The organism is Trebonia kvetii (genome assembly GCF_007827045.1).
Lineage (GTDB): Bacteria > Actinomycetota > Actinomycetes > Streptosporangiales > Streptosporangiaceae > Trebonia > Trebonia kvetii.
Genome location: NZ_RPFW01000003.1, coordinates 251,360 through 269,703 on the forward strand (window position 1 = coordinate 251,360; position 18,344 = coordinate 269,703).

Consider the following 18,344-nt stretch of genomic DNA (forward strand, 5'->3'; position numbering starts at 1 on the left):
GTCAGCACGGCTGATCGGTGCCGACGGCCGCGGACAGGGTCGCCAGCAGGGCGACGCCAAGTTCCGCGGCCGCCGCGGGTTCCAGTGCCATCGCGGTGTGCCGCGCCGCAGCGACCCGCGCCCGCCTGACGTCACCGGACAGCGTCACGGGGCCCGGCCGGTCGCCCCGGTCCCTGATCAGCTCGGCCGCCGCGAGCAGGCGCCCGGCCGCATCCGCGAGTTCGCCGTCGCCCGTCGCGTGGCCGGCGCCGTCAAGCAGGACAAGGGCCGCGGTTTCCAGGCACAGAGCCATCGGGTACGGGAACGCGAGCGCGCGAGCCGCCGCGATGGCGTCGGCCGCCGCGGCCGCGGCGGCCGTCACGTCGCCGCCGGCCAGCCGCGCCCTGGCAAGCACGCACCGGATGAGCGGGATCTCCCTGTCGATGCCCAGGGCGCGGGCGTCCGCGTCGGCCTGGGCGGCGAACTCGACGGCGGCGCCGCCGTCGCCGCCGGCCAGCGCGATCCCGGCTGCGGCCGAGAGCAGCACCACCCGCGCGATCCGGCGCGACCCGGCGAGCAGCGGCGTCGCCTCCGCGACGTAGCCGCGCGCCGCGTCGAGCTCGCCGACCTGCCAGCACACCATCGCGGCCGTCGGCAGCGTCGCGGCCAGCTGCTCGGGCGAACCGGCCCGCCGGCACAGGACGATCGCCTCCGCGGCGAACCAGGCCGCCTCCTGCCGCCCCCGTTCGGCGAGCACGCAGCCCATCCCCATCGCGGCGCCGACCTGGAGGTCGGCGCCGAACGGCGCGGCGGCGTCGATCGCACGGCGCACGTAGCCGAGCGCGTCCTCGCCGCGGTCCATGTCGTCCGCGAGCCCGCCGAGGTAGATCAGGGCGCGGGCGGCGTATTCGTCGTCCTGTCCGGCCAGCTGCTCGGCGGCGGCGTGCAGGTCCCTGGCCGCGGCGGCGGTGTCCCCTGCCCAGTAGCCCAGGTAGCCGAGCGCGTAGGTGGCGTGCGCGGCCGCCGGCCCGGGCGGGGCGCCCGCCACCAGGCGGGACAGCCAGAACCTGCCCTCGGCCACGTTGCTCGCCGCCCAGTAGCGATGCAGCCGGAAGGCGATGTCGAGGCCGCGGCCGGGCGGTAGCAGCCCGTCGGTCGCGGCGCCGAGCACCGTCCTGACCGCCGCGAGCACCTCGTTTATCGCATCGAGGTACGGTTCGGGCGGCGTCTTGGCCTCGGTGGGCAGCATGGCGGATACCGCGTCCGCGAGCCTCGTCATGGCATGGCCGGTCTCGCCCGCGGCGTCGAGCAGCTCCCTGGCCATCCGGTGGAGGTCGTCGTCCTGGTGGTACCGCCACCGCGGCCCCGAGCGGTCAACGGACAGCAGCCCGCGCGCGGTCAGCTCGCGCAGGATCCGCACCACGCGGACCGGCGCGATCGGGTCCGTCGCCACGACCTCGCGCAGGAACGGCAGCGTGGCCGGACCGTCGAGGACGGCCAGCCGCCGGAACACCGTCGCCTCGTCGGGGTCGAGCAGCGCGTAGCTGCTCTGCGCGATGCCGCGCACCCGGTCGCCGCCGTCTTTGGCCAGCCCGGCCAGGTGGTCGAGCAGGTCGGGCACGGACATGACGGCGAGCTGCGCGCCCGCCAGCTCGATCGCGAGCGGCAGCCCGCCGCAGCGCCGGCACAGCTCCGCGACGAACGGCGCGGCCGCCTCGTCGACGGCAAGCTCGCCGCCGCCGGCCCGCACCCGGTCGGCGAGCAGCCGCACCTGCTCGCTCGCCGCGATCTCGTCGGGGCCGCCCACGCCGGGTGGCGGGAACGCCGCGACGTCGAAGACCCGCTCCGCCTCGGCCGCCAGCGGCACCCGGCTGGTGACGACGAGCGTCAGCGCGGGGCAGGCTGCGAGCAGGCTTGCCGCGAGCGACGCTGTCCCGTCGAGTACCGCCTCGCAGCCGTCGAGCACGAGCATGGCCCGGCCGAGCGGCGCGAGGAGGCCGGCGACCAGGGCGGCCGCGTCCTCGGTGCCGACAGGCAGGCCGAGCGTCATGGCGGCTTCCGCCGCGACGAACTCATCCCTGTCGACGGCCGCCAGCGATACCCATAGCCGGCCGCCGCTCAGCGCTGCCGCCGTGGCCGGTGCCCTGGCGACCTGGGTGACGAGCCGGGTCTTCCCCACACCGCCGCGGCCGGTGACGGTGACCAGCCCGGGCTCGCGGAGGGCGGCCGCCAATGACGCGGCCTCGGCCTCGCGGTCGAAGAACGCGGACGACGGCTGCGGCACCCGTGCGGTCAGCCCGGATCGCGGGCCGACGGATCCGCCGGCCGGCGCGCTGCCGATCGCCGCCAGGTACGCGTCGACGGTCTCCGGCGCGGGGTCCACCCCGAGCTGCTCGGCGAGGACGGCACGGCAGGCCTCGTACGCCTGCACCACCCCTGCCCTGTCCCCCGCGGCCTGCAGGGCGCGGAACAGGACGCGGTGCGCTCGCTCGTTCAGCGTGCTCGCGCTCACCGCGCCGCGCCCGGCGGCCACCGCGCGATGGTGATCGCCGAGCGCGCCCGCCGACCCGGCGACGAGCTCGAGCGCCCGCAGCGCAAGCGCGTCCGAGCGGGCCCGGTGCGGCGTGAGCCAGGCGCCGTCCTCGCCGGGCAGCAGCAGGCCGCCGTCGAGCACGGTCAGCGGCTCGGCCATGGCGATCGCGGTCTCGTGCCTGCCGGCCGCGGCCATCGCGCCCGCCTCGGCAAGCGACTCCTCCATCTGGTCCAGGTCGACGCTCGCGTCGTGAGCGAGGCGGTAGCCAGACGGGGTGGTGACGATGAGCCGCTGGCCACCCGCGTCGACAGGCTCAAGCGCCGCGCGCAGCGACCTGATGACGCCGCGCAGCGCGACGGGCCAGGTCGGTGGCGGCGTGTCCGGCCAGATCATGGCGGCGAGCCGGTCGGCGGGCAGCGGGCCGTCGGCGAGCGCGAGCGCGGCGAGCGCCACCCGTGCCCGCCGTCCGCCAAGCGCGAGTCCGGTCACCGCCGCATCCCCGTGCCTGACGGCGCCAGCGCCGATGACCTCCACCCGCACACCCGGCGCATCCCGCGCGCCCCGGCCACCGGGTTCGGCGCTTGCCACTGCCATTACTCAGACGTTACGCGCCGGCGCTGTACTCGACGCGGGACACGACACAAGCCCTCGAACTCGCCAGGAGCCGAACAATGTCCTTTTCTGTTTCCCGCCCGAACGCGGGGCATGCCCGCCGGACCCGCCGGTCCGCCCGTCTCACCGGCGCCGCGCTCGCCGCGGCCGTCGCGGTCCTGCCCGGCGTCATGTCGCTTTCCGTAGCTCAGGCGGCCGTCCGGGCTCCGGCAAGCGCACCCTCTGTCAAGGCCGGCCTGACCGGGCCCGCGATCACGCTGGCGAACAACACGCAGTTCTCCGGCTACGACCTCGCCACCGGACCGAACGGCACCGCCTACATCGGCTGGATCGGTGACAACGGGTCGGGCCGGAAGGTGAGCCTGTGCACGCTGCCGCATGGCGCCAAGGCCTGCGCGGGCGGAATCCGCACCGTCGTCTCGGCGCCCGACGGCATCGGCACGTCGACCGCGACAGGGCTGTGGGTGCTTGTCAGCAAGTCGAACCTGGTGACCCTGGTCTGGATGTACTCCACCGTGGCGTCGGAAAACGGCCCGGAGGGCGACGTGATCGCGACCGCTACCTCCCAGGGCGGCGGGCCGCTGTCGGCCGCCAAGGTCTCATCCGCCGGGCCGAGCTTCGGCACGCTGCTCGACGCGGTGCTCGCGCCGGGCGGCAAGATCTGGACCGTGGCCCACGCCGGGGGCGGCGTCAGCTCGCTCCAGGTCACCCGGGGCCTGGGCAGCGCGCCGCAGACGGTCAAGACCCCCTTCCAGCCGGGCCACTCCCTCCTCGCCTTCAGCGGCAGCAGCGCCGTGCTCGCGATCGACAAGGCCGGCGCCATCTCCCAGCCGGTCTCCTACGCCAGGCAGTCGGGCGGCGGCTGGACCGGGTTCAAGGCCATCGCCAAGACCTGGAACCTCGCCGGGTTCGGGATGGCCGGGACCACCTCGGGCGTCCGCGTGATCGCGTCGGAGAACAACGCCGGCTATCACCCGGTGGTTTCCGCGCTGACTAGTTCCGGCTTCTCGGCACCGGTCCTCACCGGCGACACGAACAACTGCCCGCAAAGCAACCATGACACGGTGGCGGACGCCAGCGGCCGGCTGGCCGACGTGACGCATGAGTGCCAGGCCGTGACGGTGGCCAACCTGGCCAACACCAGGCACGCCGCGATCTTCCGGTTCAGCATCCCCGCCTCCCAGACCTTCGCGGGCGGTGACCCGCAGCTGACCACGGCGCCGAGCGGGCGCGGCTGGGTGGCCTGGTCGGTCGAGTCGAAGGTCAACGACAGGCTGGTCGTCGCACCGCTGCTGCTGGCCGGCCTCAGCGTCACCGTCAAGTCGTCTGGCAAGGGCGGCAAGGTGGCAGTCACCGGGCCGTCCTCCTGCCTGCCGCCGGTGAACATCGCGGTCGGCGTCTCGGCCAAGGCCGCCGCCGGCTGGACGGTGATCGGCAAGTCGCTGAAGCTCGGCGGCGGCACGGTCGGCTCCGTGCTGAAGGGAGCGGGCCTGACCTCGGGCAAGAGCTACACGCTCACCGGCACCGTCACGTTCGGGCGCGGCGGCTCGCGCGCCACGGAACACGCCGCGCTGACGTTCCGTACCTGCCAGAAGCCGTAACTCCACGGCCTTGCGCCAACTCCGCCACGGGGCGGGGCGGTATCCCACCAGGGATCCCGCCCCGCCGCGCCAATTGAGCGAGGTGTGACTTCTTGGGAACTTGTTAATGACTTGTGCTTTCCCATGATGGTCCGACTTGCTACGGTTTCGGGTGCACACGTGAGCGAGGGGAATCTCCATGGCCGGGATGGTCTTTTTCACCGACAACTACGCCGACCGCAGCAGCGACGACGGGTATCAATTCGAGTTTTACTGCCGTCGATGCGGAAACGGCTACTCCTCGTCCTTCCAGCATTCGGTTACCGGCTTCGGCGGCCGCCTTCTCCGCCTCGGCGGCGACATGATCGGCGGCCAGATCGGCGAGCGCGCATCCCAGCTCGGCTGGGACTCCGAGTTCATGCGCGACACCGTGCGCGGCTCGACGCGCGACAAGGCACTCGCCAAGGCCGTGCAGGAAATGCAGCCGTACTTCAAGCAGTGCCACAACTGCGGCCAGTGGGTCTGCGACCAGATCTGCTGGAACACCGAGCGCGGCCTGTGCGTGAGCTGCGCGCCCAAGCTGGACCAGGCGATGGCGCAGATGCAGGCGCAGGCGCAGATCGAGCAGCTCAATACCAAGATCCAGGCGCAGGACTGGACGAAGGACATCAACTACCGCGACCAGGCGACCGGCATGTGCCCGTCCTGCGGACAGGAAAGCGGCGCGGGAAAGTTCTGCCAGTCCTGCGGTCATCCGCTCGCGGCCGCCCAGTCGGCGAAGAAGTTCTGCAGAAACTGCGGCACCGACCTGAACGGCGCGAGGTTCTGCGGCGAGTGCGGCACGCCGGCCGGCTGAGGTGAGCTCCGCCCAGTACCGCCTGGTCGCCGCGGGCGGCGGCCAGGCCGAGTCGGGCAGCGGCGACGTGACAGTGGCGGGCGGGATCCTCGAGCTCAGGCCCGCGAACGGCACGCCGGTGCGCATCCCGGCGAGCCGCATCGCGTCAGTCGCTGAGCCGGAGCCGTTCACCATCCTGGTCACCCTCGCCGACGGCACCGCGCTGGAACTCGGCAGGCTCGGCCGGATGCGCACCCAGCTGCTCGAAGAGCTGCGCGACGCGCGGGCGGAGGTCGCCGCGGCGGAGTCCGGCACGGTGGGAGACGGTGCCCGGTTCAGCGGAACGGTTGCGGCTGACCCCGCCGACCTGCACGTCTTCGAGGACGCGCTGCTGATCGTCGCGGGCGGGCGAGCCCGGCGGATCGCCTTTTCCTTCGTCGCGGACGTGCGGGCGCAGGACTACACCGTCGCGGTCTCGCTGACCGGCGGCGCTCAGGTCGCCATCACCCGCCTCGGCAGGCGAACCGACGAGTTCGTGACGCTGCTCGGCGAGCGGCTCACCGGCTCGCGCGGCCGGACGGCGGCCTTCCTTGGCTCGCTGCTTCCCGGGCTTGACCCGATGGCGCAGCGCGCCGCGGCCGGCCTGCTACGCGACGGCGTGGCGGCGCCCGCGGGCGCGCTCGACGCCATCCACAAGGACCTGTCCGCCACGCTGCTGCGGGTCGCCGCGCTGCCGGACCGGTGCGCGGCGATCTCCGGGCTCGCCGGCCAGGCCGGGCTGGCGATCGGCTTCAAGCAGGTGGCCTCGGTCCGCCGCGCCGCGGTCGGCGGCACCCCGTGGCACGACCCCGCGGTGACGCCGCACATTGGCCAGCACGACAGCCCGGAGGGCATGTTCCGCCCCGGCCTCGGCGGCGCGATGGCGGCTGGCATGATGTCAGGGATGGGCCCGGGGGCAGGCGGGTTCGGGCCTGGCGGTCCCGGCGGCCTCGGCGGGTACGGCGGCGGCTACGGTGGCTATGGCGGCGGGTACGGCTACGGCGGCCCCTTCGGCGGCGGCCCTGGTTACGGCGGCATGGGCGGCTACTGGGCGTTCCGCGCGCTCGGCGCGGGCATGAACTGGAACTCGGGCGTCGCGCAGCACCAGATGACCCCGCGCGCCGACGTCAGGCGCGGCATGCTCACCCCGGAGACAGAGGACCTGTCCGCACTGACCACGACCGGCGAGGACCCCACGGTGCTGGCGTTCGCGCTGCTTTCCGGTCCGGCCGGCGCCGTCGCCTACGAGGTGCTCAACCTCCCTGACCCGCTGACCTACGTCTACCGCGGCCCCGGCGCCCAGGCCTCGCTGACCGCGGTCAACCAGGCGCTCGACGACGCGGGCTTCGCAGCCGCCGAGTTGCACGCCGCTACCTCGGGCGACCTGACCGCCGCGTACCGGCAGGACGCCGCGGCCTCGCCCCTCGTCCGCGCCCTCATGGGCACGGTCGCCCACGACGGCAACTGGGCATCCGAGCTCGCCGCCCTGCTCCGCGGCTAGCGATCCTCGCGCGGGGCATCCCGCCGGTCACGTGCATTCCATTGCATCGAACACGATCACGGAAATCCGTATTACCACGGAAACTTTCTAGCCGGTTCCGATAGAAAGTTTCCGCCAGGATCAGCCGCAGGCGGTGACCAGCGAGTGTTCCTAAAAGGTGCAAAACGGTTGCAGCCGGTAATGGAAGTGGTTTCGGCGGATGGTACGAGAGGGAAAAAGATGGATCATGGGGAACGGGGGCGTTCCTCGGGCCAGGTCTCACCAGGATCGGCTGCGAGGTGAGGCCCAACTACACGACGAACTCTCTCTCGCGGACACGGAAAGGCGACGAGCAGAGTTCCTCGCGGCTGTCTCGCATGAAATGCGCACGCCGCTGACCTCGATCATTTCCTTCAGCGAGTTGCTACGCGGCGAGTCGGCTGGCCTCTCACCGGACGGCCAGCGGTTTCTCGGCATCATCGAGCGCAACGCCGACCGGCTGCTCCGGCTGATCGACGACCTGCTGATGCTGAACCGGCTCGAGGCTGGCGGGCTGCCGCTGGAGCTGACCCAGGTATCGCTGCCCGCCCTCGCCGCGGAGGCGGTGAAGACCGCGGCGCCGGTGGCGGACAAGTCCGGTGTCACCGTGCATCTCGACGCGGGGGACGGGCCCGCGGTGCAGGCCGATCCCCGCCGGGTGATCCAGGTCCTCGACAACCTGATTGGCAACGCGGTCAAGTTCTCCCACGTCGACGGGCTGGTGCGGGTCAGGTTGCGGTATCAGCGCGGCATCTGGCGTATCGACATTTCCGATACCGGGATCGGCATACCTTCCGACGAGGCGGCGCGGCTGTTCGGCCCGTTCGTCCGCGGGTCGAACGCCAGGATCGCCGGCCTGCCTGGGACCGGGCTCGGGCTGGCCATCGTCAAGTCGCTGGTGGAAATGCACGGCGGCCACGTCAAGGTAGACAGCGTGCTTGATGAGGGGACCACGTTCAGCGTGTTCCTGCCGGTGCACGCCACCGCGGCGGCCCAGTGACGGACCGGGTGCTGCTGATCGAGGACGACGCGGACATCGCGCTCGGCGTGCACACGATGCTGAGCAGGAACGGGTTCGCGGTCACCACGGCGGGCGACGGCAGGGAGGGGCTGCGCGCATTCCACGGGGAGCGCCCGGACCTCGTGATCCTGGACGTCGGGCTGCCAGAGATGGACGGCTGGACCGTCCTGGAGCGGATCCGCGAGCTGAGCGAGGTTCCGGTGCTGATGCTCACCGCGCACGGCCAGGAGTCAGACAAGGTGCGCGGCCTGCGGACCGGCGCCGACGACTACGTCACCAAGCCGTTCGGCAACGCGGAGTTCGTCGCCCGGGTGCGGGCGCTGCTCCGACGGGCGGGGAGCAGCGAGCAGCCGGCGGAGGACGTCTACGATGACGGCCACGTCCGGGTGAACTTCGCCGCGCACGAGGTGCTCGCCGACGGCGTGCCGGTGGAGCTGACCGCGACCGAGTACCGCCTCCTGGTGACCCTGGTCCGGCACCGGGGCCAGGTGCTGAGCGCGGTCAGGCTGCTCGACCTGGTGTGGAACGATCCGGTCGGCATCGGGCCGGAGCGGGTCAAGTACAGCGTGATGCGGCTGCGCCGCAAGCTCGGCGCCACATCGGGCGCGGACTCCCCGATCGAGGCGGTTCGCGGCTTCGGCTACCGCTACCGGGCCGACCGCAACCGTGCCGCACCGTTACGGCAACCGAAGCGCATATACCGCTTGGGCACAATGTCCGGGTCATGAAATCCTCCGCTTTCCCAGAGACATCTGGCGATGCCGCCTCGCGAGGGCGGATCCTGATCGTCGAGGACGATCCCGAGGCAGCCGAGTTCTTCCGGCATGTGCTCGTCACGCGTGGCCGGTTCGAGGTCACGCACACTCCCGACCCGGTGACCGCGCTCGCCCTGGCCGCCGCGCAGTGCTGGAACCTGCTGCTCGCCGACCTGGACCTGCCAGGCATGTCCGGCCTCGAGCTCCTCGCCGCCCTGCGCCCGATCACGCCCCGGCTGCCCGGCATCGTCGTCACCGCCCATCCGCTCGGCCTGAGCCCGGCCCTCGCGGCGCCAGGCACCGTCCAACCAGACGCGGTCCTGGCCAAGCCGGTCCGGGCCGACCTGCTCCTCGAGACGGCGAGCATGCTCGCGGCCCGGCTGGGCCGCCCCCGCTGACCGCCTAGCCGGCCCGTCCGGCCAGGGCGCCCCGTCCGCTGCTGGTGAACGCCGATTCCCCTTCCTGCCACGGGTACCTACAGTGAGGTCATGAGCGAGGCCGCAGCAACCTCATCGTTGGACAACCGCGCGCTGGAACCGCTGTGGCGGGAGGTGCTTGGGCGCCGCCTGCGCGCGCTGCGCACCGAACGCTGGGAGACGCTCGCACAGACAGCGGAACGGGCCGGAATCTCGCCCCAGTACCTGTCGGAGATCGAGCGTGGCCGCAAGGAGCCGTCGAGCGAGATGATCGCCGCGCTGGCCGGCGCGCTCGGCATCACGGTCGCAGACCTGATGACCGGCGCCGCGGCGGATCTCCGCCACGACGCCGGCATCGTCGCGCTCGCCACCGTCGCGACGGCGCGCACCGCACAGCTGACGCGCGCCGCGCGGGCCGCGTACCCGGCTGGCCCGGTCGCCCTCGCCATGGCGGCCTGACCCGCCGGTCAGTCGCGGCCGGTCAGAATCTGGTCCACCAGGCCGTACTCCAGTGCCGCCTGCGCCGTGAAGATGCGGTCCCTGTCGGTGTCGGCGCGCAGCGTCTGCACGGTCTGGCCGGTGTGCTCGGAAAGCACCGTCTCGAGCTGTGCCCGCAGCCGGACAAGCTCGTCGGCCTGGAGGATCAGGTCGGGGATGGTGCCCTGGCCGCTCACCGCCGGCTGGTGCAGGATGACCCTGGCGTGCGGCAGCATGGCCCGGCGGCCGACGGCGCCCGCCGCGAGCAGCACCGCGCCCGCGGCGACCGCCTGGCCGACGCAGGTCGTCACCACCGGCGCCTTGATGTATCGCATGGTGTCGTAGATGGCCAGCATGGACGGGATGTCGCCGCCCTCGCAGTTGATGTACAGGTTGATCTCCTGGTCCGGGCTCTGTCCCTCAAGGAAGATCAGCTGCGCGGTGAGCGTGTTGGCGACACCGGGATCGATCACCGTGCCCAGTACGATGATCCGCTCGGTAAGCAGGTGCGAGTAGACGTCCATGATCCGGTCGCCGCGCGCGTGCTCGGCGACGACGTTGGGGATGGGGTAGGCGCTCATGCCGCACCGCCCGCGGTGCGCGCCGGGCCGGCGCTGTCGGCGGCGGGCCCGCCGCCGGCTGGCCCGTCCGTGGCAGGCGGCCCGCCGTCGGCGGGCGCGGTCCCCGCGGGCGCGGGCGCCCGGTACGGCCGCAGGCCGAACGGGCGCCGCCCGGCCGGAAGCAGCTGTGCGAACGTCGAGGCGATCTGGTCGATGAAGCCGTACTCGCGCGCCTCGGCCGAGGTGTACCAGTGGTCATGCCGCGAGTCCTCGAAGACCCGGTCCATCGGCTGGCCGGTGTCCTCGGCGATCAGCCCGAGCACCGTATCCCTGGTCTGCCGCAGGTCAGCTGCCTGCAGTTCGACCTCGACGGCGGAGCCGCCGATGCCCGCGGAACCCTGGTGCATGAGGATGCGCGAGTGCGGCAGCGCGTACCGCTTGCCCCTGGTGCCCGCCGACAGCAGGAACTGGCCGGCGCTGCACGCGATGCCGAGCGCGAGCGTTGACACGTCGCACGGGATGAGCCGCATGACGTCGCGGATGGCGAGCATCGACGGCACGGAGCCGCCAGGTGAGTTGATCCACAGGGCGATGTCGCTGTTCGGGTCCTCCTCGGCAAGCGTGATCATGTGTGTGGCGAGGACCGTGCCGTTGTCGTCGTCGAGCACCCCGTCGAGTACGAGCACCCGGCGCGGCAGCAGTGAGAGCCTGAGCTGTTCGGTGAAGACCGGAGTCTTGGATTCTGAAGCCATGACTTCAGCCTGCGCGACGAGCGCGGCAAAGAGGGCCCGCCGCTGCCGTCGGCAGATCCGCCGCAAGCAGCGAGCGCCCAGCCCGCAGCCGGAGCCGACGGTCAGGCGCGAACCGCCTCCTCGAGCACCGCGCCGGCCGCGAGGAGCCGCTCTTCGCTGTTCCGCGGGCCGATGAGCTGTACGTTCGCCGGGATCGGACCCTCCTGCCCGGCGGACGGGATCGGCAGGGCCAGCGAGGGAACTCCCGCCGCGTTCACCGGCGAGGTGAGCGCGCGGAGCTTGAACAGCAGGTGCGAGTCCTCGAGCAGCGGCGGGTAGCCGAGCAGGGTGGGTGCCGCGAGCATGTCCACCCGCTGCCACAGGTCGTCGAGCGTGGCCCGCCAGCCTGCGATCACCGCCTCGGCGGCGACGACCTGGGCGGGAGTGACAGTGCTTGCCCGTCCGAGCCGGTCCATGACATCGAAGCCGATCCGCTCACCCGCGGCGGCGACGAGATCCTTGTTCGCCGCCCACGCCTGCGCGTCGAGGATGGTGATCGCGGCGGCGATGACCGCGTCGAGACCGGGAACCACCACGGTCCGCACGTCGAACTCGGCGGTGCGCAGCGCGTCGTCGATCGCGACGGTGACCACCGGGTCGGCGTCGAGCGCCAGCACGCCGACGGTCCGCGGCGCGGTCTCAGCCACGGTGAATCCCGGCTCGAGCAGCGCCATGCCCGCGGCGACGCCAGCGACGTCGCGCGCCATCGGCCCCACGGTGTCGAGCCCTGGCGCGAGAGGGCGGACCCCGTCGAGCGGGATCCTGCCCCAGGTGGTCTTGAGCCCGGTGATTCCGCAGCAGGCGGCGGGGATGCGGATCGACCCGCCGGTGTCGCTGCCGTACGCGATGTCGGCCTCGCCCGAGGCGATCGCCGTTCCCGAGCCGCTTGACGACCCGCCGGGCATCCGCAGCGGGTCGAGCGGGTTGACCGGGGTGCCGAACGCCGCGTTGATCCCGGTGATCCCGTAGGCAAGCTCGTGCATGTTGACCTTGCCTACGAACCGCGCCCTGCCGTCCGCGATCGCGGCGCGCAGCCCGGCGATGCAGGCCGCGTCGCGCTCGGCGGGTAGCGCGTCGTCGGCGACGGCCCGCGAGCCAGCCGTGGTCGGCAGCCCGGCCATGTCGATGAGGTCCTTCACCGCGACCCGTGGTCCGGTGCCGGGAGTGCTGTCACGGACAATCCAGGTGGCCACTCCGTTAGCCTATGCCGCTCATTTCTACGCACAAGGTGCGATTCCGGTCTTCCATTTCACGCGGGATCGTGCCATGCCTCGGCAGCCGGCAGCAGCGACGAGGAGTCCGGGCCCCACGAGCCGCGCGCGTAGGGGAGCAGCGGGCCGACCTCGCCGACGATGGAGTCGACGACCCGCCAGGCCGCCTCCACCGTGTCCTGCTGCGCGAACAGCCAGCGCTCGCCGTTCAGGGCCGCGCCGATCAGCCGGTCGTAGGCGCGCATGTCCGCGCCCGGGTGCTGGATGAAGGTGAGGTCCTGCACCTCGGGTTCCCAGCCCGCGCCCGGCTTCTTCCCGACCAGGGTCAGCACCGCGTGGCTTTCCGGGTAGATGCGGAACCGCAGCGCGTTCGAGGTGATCACGTCGCCCAGCCCGAACACGTCGTGCGGTGCCGGCTTGAAGTCGAGAAACACCTCGGTCGCGGTGACCGGCAGGCACTTGCCCGCCCGGATCACGATCGGCACCCCGGCCCAGCGCCAGGTATCCGCGCTGAGCCGCACCGCCGCGTACGTCTCCGTCCGCGAGCCCGGCGACACCCCGGGCACCTGCAGGTATCCCTCGTACTGCCCCTTGATCACGTCGGCGGGCGCCAGCGGGCGCAGCGCGCTTATCAGCTTTGACTTCGAGGCGATCCAGGAGTCGAGCCCGGAACCGTCCGGCGGGTCGGCGAGCACGGTGGCAAGGACCTGCAGCATGTGGTTCTGCACCACGTCCTTGACCGCGCCTGTCCTGTCGTAGAAGCTGCCCCGGTCGGCGACGTCGAACGCCTCGGCCATGGTGATCTGGATGGACTGCACGTAGTTCCTGTTGAGCAGCGGCTCGATGATCGAGTTCGCGAACCTGGCGAACATCAGCGACTCGACCGGGTCGAACCCGAGCCAGTGGTCCACCCGGTAGATGGACTCCTCGGGGAAGTACTTGTGGATCGTCTCGTTAAGCGCCTTCGCCGACGCGAGGCCGCTGCCGAAGGGCTTTTCCGCCATGACGCGCGACTGCGCGGCGAGCCCGGCGCCGGAGATACCCTCGGCGATCCGCCCGAACAGGAACGGCGGCACCTGGAGGTAGTGCAGGATCCGCTTCGCGTCGCCGAGCTCTGCCGCGATCGCCTGGTAGGTGGCGTGCTCGCCGAGGTCGCCGTCCACGTACCTGAGCAGGTCGAGCATCCTGGCCGCGGCTGGCGTGCCCGGGTCCATGCCGTTCAGCTTCAGCGCGGCGGCGGCGTAGTCCTTGAACTGCGCGAGACCCCAGCCGCTCTTGGCGATGCCGAGGACCGGCACGTCGAGCACCCCGCGCTCGACCAGGCCCACCAGCGCGGGAAACGTCTCGATCTTTGCGAGATCCCCTGTCGCACCGAAGATCACCAGCGCGTCGACTTGGCCAGCACCCATAGTGACCCATCCTGCCAGCCGGGTACCCGCTGCCGACAGCAGCCGACCGCCTACGGCAGGTTAACTCTTGACGGCGCCGGCTGGCCGCCGCACCGGAGCCAGGCACCTGTCGCCGAGGTGCTGGTCTCCCGTGCCCCATCCCGTTTGTCGTAGCCGCCTACGTCATCCGTCCCGGTCCCGGGCCTTAGCCGGGTCTGGCGGCTTATGATCGCGCTTGTGCGCAGCGACCTGCAGGACGGTCAGGGCGCGGAACCGGACGCGCCGATCAGGGTTTTCGTCGTGGATGACCACGGGGTAGTGCGTCGCGGTATCCGTTCCTACCTGTCCATCTTCCCGGACATCACGGTCGTGGGTGAGGCGGCGAACGGCAGGCAGGCGCTTGCCATGCTCCGCACGATGGCCGCCGCGGGCGACGCGCCCGACGTGGTGCTGATGGACTTGGCGATGGAGCCGGTGGACGGCGTGACCGCGACCCGTCAGCTCCGCGCCGACCTGCCGAGCATCGAGGTGGTCGCGATCACCTCGCTCATCGATCAGTCCCGCGTGGAGTCGGCGCTCCAGGCAGGCGCGTCCGGCTATCTCATCAAGGACGCCGCGCCCGAGGAACTCGCCGTCGCGATCCGCGCCGCGCACCGTGGCGAGGTGCACCTGGACGCCGCCGTCGCGCGCCGCCTGATGGTCTCGCTGTCCGCGCCTGGCGGCTCGTCGGGCGATCCGTTCGCCGACCTGTCGCCGCGGGAGACCGAGATCCTCAGGCTCATCGCCGAGGGCAGGGCCAATAAGGAGATCGCCCGTCACCTAACGATCAGCGAGCGGACCGCCCGCACGCACGTCAGCAACATCCTGCGCAAGCTCGGTCTCACGTCACGGACCCAGGCGGCGCTGCTAGCCGTCCGCGAGGGCCTGGCAGCCCGGCCAGACCGTTAGCAGGCATCGGGTCGGCGGGCACGGTGGCCCGGACCGTCGTGCCGCTGCCCGGCGCGCTTGTCACCTCGACGGTGCCGCCCGTCTCCGCGGCGCGGGAGCGCATCAGGCCGAGCCCGAGATGGCCGGCGTAGGAGCTGTCGGGGTCGAAGCCGCCGCCCTGGTCGCAGACGATGAGGGTGACCATGCCGCCATCGGCCGACACCTGAGCGATCACCGCCTCGCTCCCCGAATGCTTGACCGCGTTGGTGATCGCCTCCTGGCCGATGCGGTAAAGCAGTTCCTCGGTGCGCGGCAACAGCGGCAGCCGGTCATCTGGTCCGGTCACCGTCACCCGCACGTCATGCCGGACGGTGAGCGCCGCGCCGTGCGCGGCGAGCGCGGTCACCAGGCCCTGCTCGGCGATGGCGCCGCCGCGCAGGTCGAAGATCGAGGCGCGCATCTCGAGGAGCGCGGCCTGGGCGAGCGCGGCCATCTCGGCGATCGCCTCGGGCAGCGCGCTGCCCGAGGACAGTTCCGTCCGGCCCGCCTCGTGCTTGGCGATCCCTGCGTGCAGCCCGAGCGAGAACAGCGTCTGGGAGACCGAGTCGTGCAGGTCGCGGGCGATGCGGTGGCGTTCCTGCTCGGCCCGCTCGGCGGCCCGCTGCTGTGTCTGCGCGAGTTCCACGGCGGCCCGCTTGCGGGCGCTGACCGCCGCGCCGATGCTGAGCATGGTGAGCGTCGCGGTGAAGATGTAAAGCTGGGTAGAGAGCACCTCGCTGGTGATGGACTGCTGCGCGAAGGGCACCGTCCGCAGCGCGGTCATCCCGATGGCCACCGCGAGCGCGCAGGCCAGGGCCAGCGTGGCGCCGCGCAGGCCAAAGTAGGTGGCGGCGACGATCAGCGGAGGAAAGACGATGTAGGGCAGCGGGTAGCTCATGCTGAACGCCACGATGGACAGCGCGATGACCAGCGCCAGCACGCCGGCCGCCTGGCCGACCACGGACCGGCTGAGCGTCGGGCCGGTTCCTGGCGTCAGGCGCTGGCCCCAGACAAGCAGCAGCGGGGCCACGAGCAGCCCGCCGGACATGTCGCCGAGCCACCAGGTGTGCCAGATCGTCCACATGCCTGATGCCGTCACCTGGTGACCCATCCAGGTGGCGACGGCGCCGACCGTGGCGGAGACGGTTACCCCCGCCGTCAGCGCCAGCGCCATCGCGGCCACCTCGTACGGCCGGTCAAGCCGGGCGCCCCGGCCGAGCAGGCGGCGCATCAGGAACGCGGCAAGAGTGAACTCGACGATGTTGCCGAGCGTCTCGAACGTCATCACGGTGACGTGGTAGTTGAAATGGTAGATCCCGGTGCCGAGCAGCAGGTCCGCGATGGCGGCGCCGGCGAACCAGCGCAGGTCCCCGAGGTAGAGCACGGCCGCCGCGTAGCCTAGCGGCAGCCAGGCCACCTGAACCGCCCCGGTCAGCACCACCACGCTGCCGAGCTTGGCCAGACCGTAGTAGCCGAGCCCGACCAAGAGGTTCCCGGCGAGAAGGCGCAGCGCGGACGACCGGAGGACTGGTGCCTCCCTGGGCGCAAGCCCGCTGCCGACTCGCCACGTCACGCGCCGATCTTAACGTCGGCTCAAGGATTGGCGGGTGATTGCCGGTAATGTCCCGCCGGCCGGCAGTTACGGCGTTTCCGCGGCGGCTCCGGTGGAGACAGGCGCGGGAACCGGTTTGCTGCCCCCCCGCGAGCAGGATGCGGTGCTTGACTACTCCCCGTCCTGAAGCTGAAGGACGGGGATTCCGGTCCTCACGGGCCGGGGTTCCTGTTTCATTGCCGATCGCACCCAGGAGGACCCGGGGTGTCTGACATCGGCTCCGCAGGCAGTAACGGCAAGACCTGCCGCCAGGATGTTCTTGGCGGCGTTGACGTCCCGGTCGTGCCGGGTGCCGCAGGACGGGCACTGCCACGTCCGGGTGCTGAGCGGGAGTTCTGGGAGGAGGTGCCCGCACGCGGAGCAGGTCTTCGAACTCGGGTACCAGCGGTCGATCACGATCAGCCGCCGCCCGCCCCTAACAGCCTTGTACTCGAGCATGCGGCGGAAGGTGGCCCAGCCGCAGTCCGAGATCGCCTTGGCGAGCGAGTGGTTGCGGACCATGTTTTTCACGGCCAGGTCCTCGATCACGATGACGTCATGATCGCGGACCAGCCGGGCGGAGGTGCGGTGCAGGAAATCGGACCGCGACGCGCGGACCTTGCGGTGCGCCCGGGCCACCTTGGCCCTGGCCTTGGCCCGGTTCGCCGACCCCTGCTGGCAGCGGGCCAGACGCCGCTGGTAACGGGCGAGGCTGCGTTCCCGCCGAGCCAGGCGGCGCGGGTTCGCGATCCTGTGTCCGTCGGAGGTGACGGCGAAGTCCTTGATGCCCAGGTCCACACCGACAACGGCACCGGCGGCGGGAAGCGGCGCGGGCGCGGGCACCTCGACCGCGAGGGACACGTACCAGCGCCCGCACGGGTCCCGGGAGACCGTCACCGTGCTCGGGTCGAGCGACGCCGGGTCAACATCCGGCCACGACCAGGCGAACGCCAGCGGCGTGCTCATCTTGGCGAGGAGCAGCTGCCCGTCGCGGTAGCGGAACCCCGAGCGGGTGTACTCGGCGGCCTGCCGTCCGCTGCGGGACTTGTACCGGGGGCAGCGGGCGCGGCCGGCGAAGAAGCTGGTGAACGCGGCCTGCTGGTGGCGGATCGCCTGCTGCAGCGGGACGCTAGAGACTTCGTTGAGCCAGCCGAGCTCCTGGGTGGCCTTCAAGGCGGTCAGGCAGGCGCTGGCCTGGGCGTAGCTCGTGCTGGCCTGCTCGGTGCGGTAGCGGTCTTGGCGCCAGGCCAGGGTGCGGTTCCACACGACGCGGACGCAGCCGAAGGTGCGGTTCAGCACGCTCGCTTGTTCGGGATCTGGGTAGGCCCGGCATTTGTAGGCCGTACACATGTTTGAATTCTACCGGAAGGAACCGTCATGGATGAGCCGACGCGCGAGAGGGGGGAGCGGCGTTTCCTCCCCGGCCTGAAGGCCGGGGTCTCCACGCCGCCCATCAGATGACGCGCCGCTGGCCCTGATAGTCGTTGACCGCGAAATGCCAGGTCTGCCTGTTGTCCCACATCGCGATTGAGCCGGGCGCCCAGCGTAGCCTGGTGGTGAACTCGGGCCGCGTCCCGGTGTCGAACAGGTGCCGAAGCAGCGGCAGTGACTCCCGTCTCGTCCAGCCCTCGAACCGCGTGGTGAACTCCGGGTTCACGTAAAGCACGCACCGTTGTGCCAGCCCTCGCCGATGGCCTTGACCTGCTCCGGTTCCTTGCGCAGTTCCTGCCGCACCCGGATATCGCCGAGCCGGGAGGCGAAGGCGTCCCGCTGCCCGGCGTTCAGGTGCTGGTCCCTGAGGAAGATGACACCGTATTCCGCCCACGCCCGCAGCACCGCCTGGTACGTCTCGTCTGGGTAGTCCCTGGTCAAGTCGAGACCGCGCAGTTCCGCACCGATCAGCCCGCCGGTCCTGTGCACCTCGGGCAATGTCGCCGTCGCCATGACGCCATCATCGGCCGCCGTGCGGAGCCGGGCATCGGCTCGCGGCACAGCGCCTCACCAGGAGAACGGTTAGTCGGGCACAAATCGGGTGCATGGCCCGCCGGCCTGCGGGGTACGTAGAATCAGC

General features: G+C 71.6%; 17 protein-coding genes. 8 read left to right on the forward strand and 9 right to left on the reverse strand.

Annotated features, from left to right (window positions below; all coding sequences use genetic code 11):
• Window position 1: 1 nt before the first annotated feature.
• Window positions 2-3,106: an ATP-binding protein gene (locus tag EAS64_RS15985; protein WP_145853803.1), complete on the reverse strand. Its 3,105-nt coding sequence runs from the start codon at window positions 3,104-3,106 to the stop codon at window positions 2-4.
• A 77-nt stretch (window positions 3,107-3,183) separates the two neighbouring features.
• On the opposite strand from EAS64_RS15985, the gene EAS64_RS15990 reads away from it, so the two are divergent.
• From EAS64_RS15990 to EAS64_RS16020, 7 genes are all read left to right on the forward strand, one after another.
• Window positions 3,184-4,725 (forward strand): hypothetical protein, encoded by a 1,542-nt coding sequence (locus EAS64_RS15990; protein WP_145853804.1) that lies wholly within the window; start codon window positions 3,184-3,186, stop codon window positions 4,723-4,725.
• Between the two features lie 178 nt (window positions 4,726-4,903).
• Window positions 4,904-5,560: a zinc ribbon domain-containing protein gene (locus EAS64_RS15995; RefSeq protein ID WP_145853805.1), complete on the forward strand. Its 657-nt coding sequence runs from the start codon at window positions 4,904-4,906 to the stop codon at window positions 5,558-5,560.
• 1 nt (window position 5,561) lies between these two features.
• Window positions 5,562-7,079, forward strand: a complete 1,518-nt coding sequence (locus EAS64_RS43600; RefSeq protein WP_187365953.1) for a hypothetical protein — start codon at window positions 5,562-5,564, stop codon at window positions 7,077-7,079.
• A 226-nt stretch (window positions 7,080-7,305) separates the two neighbouring features.
• Window positions 7,306-8,097 carry a sensor histidine kinase gene (locus EAS64_RS16005; protein ID WP_281283271.1) on the forward strand — a complete coding sequence of 264 codons (792 nt, stop codon included), beginning with the start codon at window positions 7,306-7,308 and terminating at the stop codon, window positions 8,095-8,097.
• Window positions 8,094-8,846 (forward strand): response regulator transcription factor, encoded by a 753-nt coding sequence (locus EAS64_RS16010; RefSeq protein ID WP_145853807.1) that lies wholly within the window; start codon window positions 8,094-8,096, stop codon window positions 8,844-8,846. The genes EAS64_RS16005 and EAS64_RS16010 overlap by 4 nt, the downstream gene beginning before the upstream one ends.
• Entirely contained in the window at window positions 8,843-9,271 is a 429-nt protein-coding gene (locus EAS64_RS16015; protein ID WP_145853808.1) for a response regulator, read from the forward strand. The genes EAS64_RS16010 and EAS64_RS16015 overlap by 4 nt, the downstream gene beginning before the upstream one ends.
• Before the next feature lie 90 nt (window positions 9,272-9,361).
• On the forward strand, window positions 9,362-9,748 hold the full coding sequence (locus EAS64_RS16020; RefSeq protein ID WP_145853809.1) for a helix-turn-helix domain-containing protein: 387 nt from the start codon (window positions 9,362-9,364) through the stop codon (window positions 9,746-9,748).
• Between the two features lie 8 nt (window positions 9,749-9,756).
• Here EAS64_RS16020 and EAS64_RS16025 read toward each other — a convergent pair whose 3' ends face one another.
• The 4 genes from EAS64_RS16025 to EAS64_RS16040 all read right to left on the reverse strand — a co-directional run bounded on the left by EAS64_RS16025 (window position 9,757) and on the right by EAS64_RS16040 (window position 13,737).
• Window positions 9,757-10,347 (reverse strand): ClpP family protease, encoded by a 591-nt coding sequence (locus EAS64_RS16025; protein WP_145853810.1) that lies wholly within the window; start codon window positions 10,345-10,347, stop codon window positions 9,757-9,759.
• Complete coding sequence (locus EAS64_RS16030) at window positions 10,344-11,078, reverse strand: ClpP family protease (protein WP_145853811.1); 735 nt, start codon at window positions 11,076-11,078, stop codon at window positions 10,344-10,346. Before EAS64_RS16030 ends, EAS64_RS16025 begins: the two co-directional genes overlap by 4 nt.
• Window positions 11,079-11,179: 101 nt before the next feature.
• Window positions 11,180-12,310 carry an amidase gene (locus tag EAS64_RS16035; RefSeq protein ID WP_145853812.1) on the reverse strand — a complete coding sequence of 377 codons (1,131 nt, stop codon included), beginning with the start codon at window positions 12,308-12,310 and terminating at the stop codon, window positions 11,180-11,182.
• Between the two features lie 56 nt (window positions 12,311-12,366).
• Entirely contained in the window at window positions 12,367-13,737 is a 1,371-nt protein-coding gene (locus tag EAS64_RS16040) for a glucose-6-phosphate dehydrogenase (RefSeq protein ID WP_145853813.1), read from the reverse strand.
• Window positions 13,738-13,953: 216 nt separating this feature from the next.
• Between EAS64_RS16040 and EAS64_RS16045 the strand changes: the two genes are divergently transcribed.
• Complete coding sequence (locus tag EAS64_RS16045) at window positions 13,954-14,664, forward strand: response regulator (RefSeq protein WP_246115713.1); 711 nt, start codon at window positions 13,954-13,956, stop codon at window positions 14,662-14,664.
• Here the strand turns inward: EAS64_RS16045 and EAS64_RS16050 are convergent.
• The 4 genes from EAS64_RS16050 to EAS64_RS44795 all read right to left on the reverse strand — a co-directional run bounded on the left by EAS64_RS16050 (window position 14,597) and on the right by EAS64_RS44795 (window position 18,217).
• Window positions 14,597-16,255, reverse strand: coding sequence for a sensor histidine kinase (locus EAS64_RS16050; protein ID WP_145853815.1), 1,659 nt, complete (start codon window positions 16,253-16,255; stop codon window positions 14,597-14,599). The two genes, EAS64_RS16045 and EAS64_RS16050, sit on opposite strands and share 68 nt — an antisense overlap.
• Before the next feature lie 150 nt (window positions 16,256-16,405).
• Window positions 16,406-17,623 carry an RNA-guided endonuclease InsQ/TnpB family protein gene (locus tag EAS64_RS16055; RefSeq protein WP_145853816.1) on the reverse strand — a complete coding sequence of 406 codons (1,218 nt, stop codon included), beginning with the start codon at window positions 17,621-17,623 and terminating at the stop codon, window positions 16,406-16,408.
• 103 nt (window positions 17,624-17,726) lie between these two features.
• Window positions 17,727-17,939 carry a TauD/TfdA dioxygenase family protein gene (locus EAS64_RS44790; RefSeq protein ID WP_222849354.1) on the reverse strand — a complete coding sequence of 71 codons (213 nt, stop codon included), beginning with the start codon at window positions 17,937-17,939 and terminating at the stop codon, window positions 17,727-17,729.
• Entirely contained in the window at window positions 17,927-18,217 is a 291-nt protein-coding gene (locus EAS64_RS44795; RefSeq protein WP_222849355.1) for a TauD/TfdA dioxygenase family protein, read from the reverse strand. Before EAS64_RS44795 ends, EAS64_RS44790 begins: the two co-directional genes overlap by 13 nt.
• Window positions 18,218-18,344: the final 127 nt, after the last annotated feature.

Excerpts from the sequence above, each read along its gene's own strand:
- EAS64_RS44795 (WP_222849355.1), bottom strand. The coding sequence starts at position 18,217 with ATGGCGACGGCGACATTGCCCGAGGTGCACAGGACCGGCGGGCTGATC.
- EAS64_RS15995 (WP_145853805.1), top strand. The coding sequence starts at position 4,904 with ATGGCCGGGATGGTCTTTTTCACCGACAACTACGCCGACCGCAGCAGC.
- EAS64_RS16025 (WP_145853810.1), bottom strand. The coding sequence starts at position 10,347 with ATGAGCGCCTACCCCATCCCCAACGTCGTCGCCGAGCACGCGCGCGGC.
- EAS64_RS16015 (WP_145853808.1), top strand. The coding sequence starts at position 8,843 with ATGAAATCCTCCGCTTTCCCAGAGACATCTGGCGATGCCGCCTCGCGA.
- EAS64_RS16040 (WP_145853813.1), bottom strand. The coding sequence starts at position 13,737 with ATGGGTGCTGGCCAAGTCGACGCGCTGGTGATCTTCGGTGCGACAGGG.
- EAS64_RS15990 (WP_145853804.1), top strand. The coding sequence starts at position 3,184 with ATGTCCTTTTCTGTTTCCCGCCCGAACGCGGGGCATGCCCGCCGGACC.
- EAS64_RS16005 (WP_281283271.1), top strand. The coding sequence starts at position 7,306 with ATGGGGAACGGGGGCGTTCCTCGGGCCAGGTCTCACCAGGATCGGCTG.
- EAS64_RS16020 (WP_145853809.1), top strand. The coding sequence starts at position 9,362 with ATGAGCGAGGCCGCAGCAACCTCATCGTTGGACAACCGCGCGCTGGAA.
- EAS64_RS15985 (WP_145853803.1), bottom strand. The coding sequence starts at position 3,106 with ATGGCAGTGGCAAGCGCCGAACCCGGTGGCCGGGGCGCGCGGGATGCG.
- EAS64_RS16055 (WP_145853816.1), bottom strand. The coding sequence starts at position 17,623 with ATGTGTACGGCCTACAAATGCCGGGCCTACCCAGATCCCGAACAAGCG.
- EAS64_RS16030 (WP_145853811.1), bottom strand. The coding sequence starts at position 11,078 with ATGGCTTCAGAATCCAAGACTCCGGTCTTCACCGAACAGCTCAGGCTC.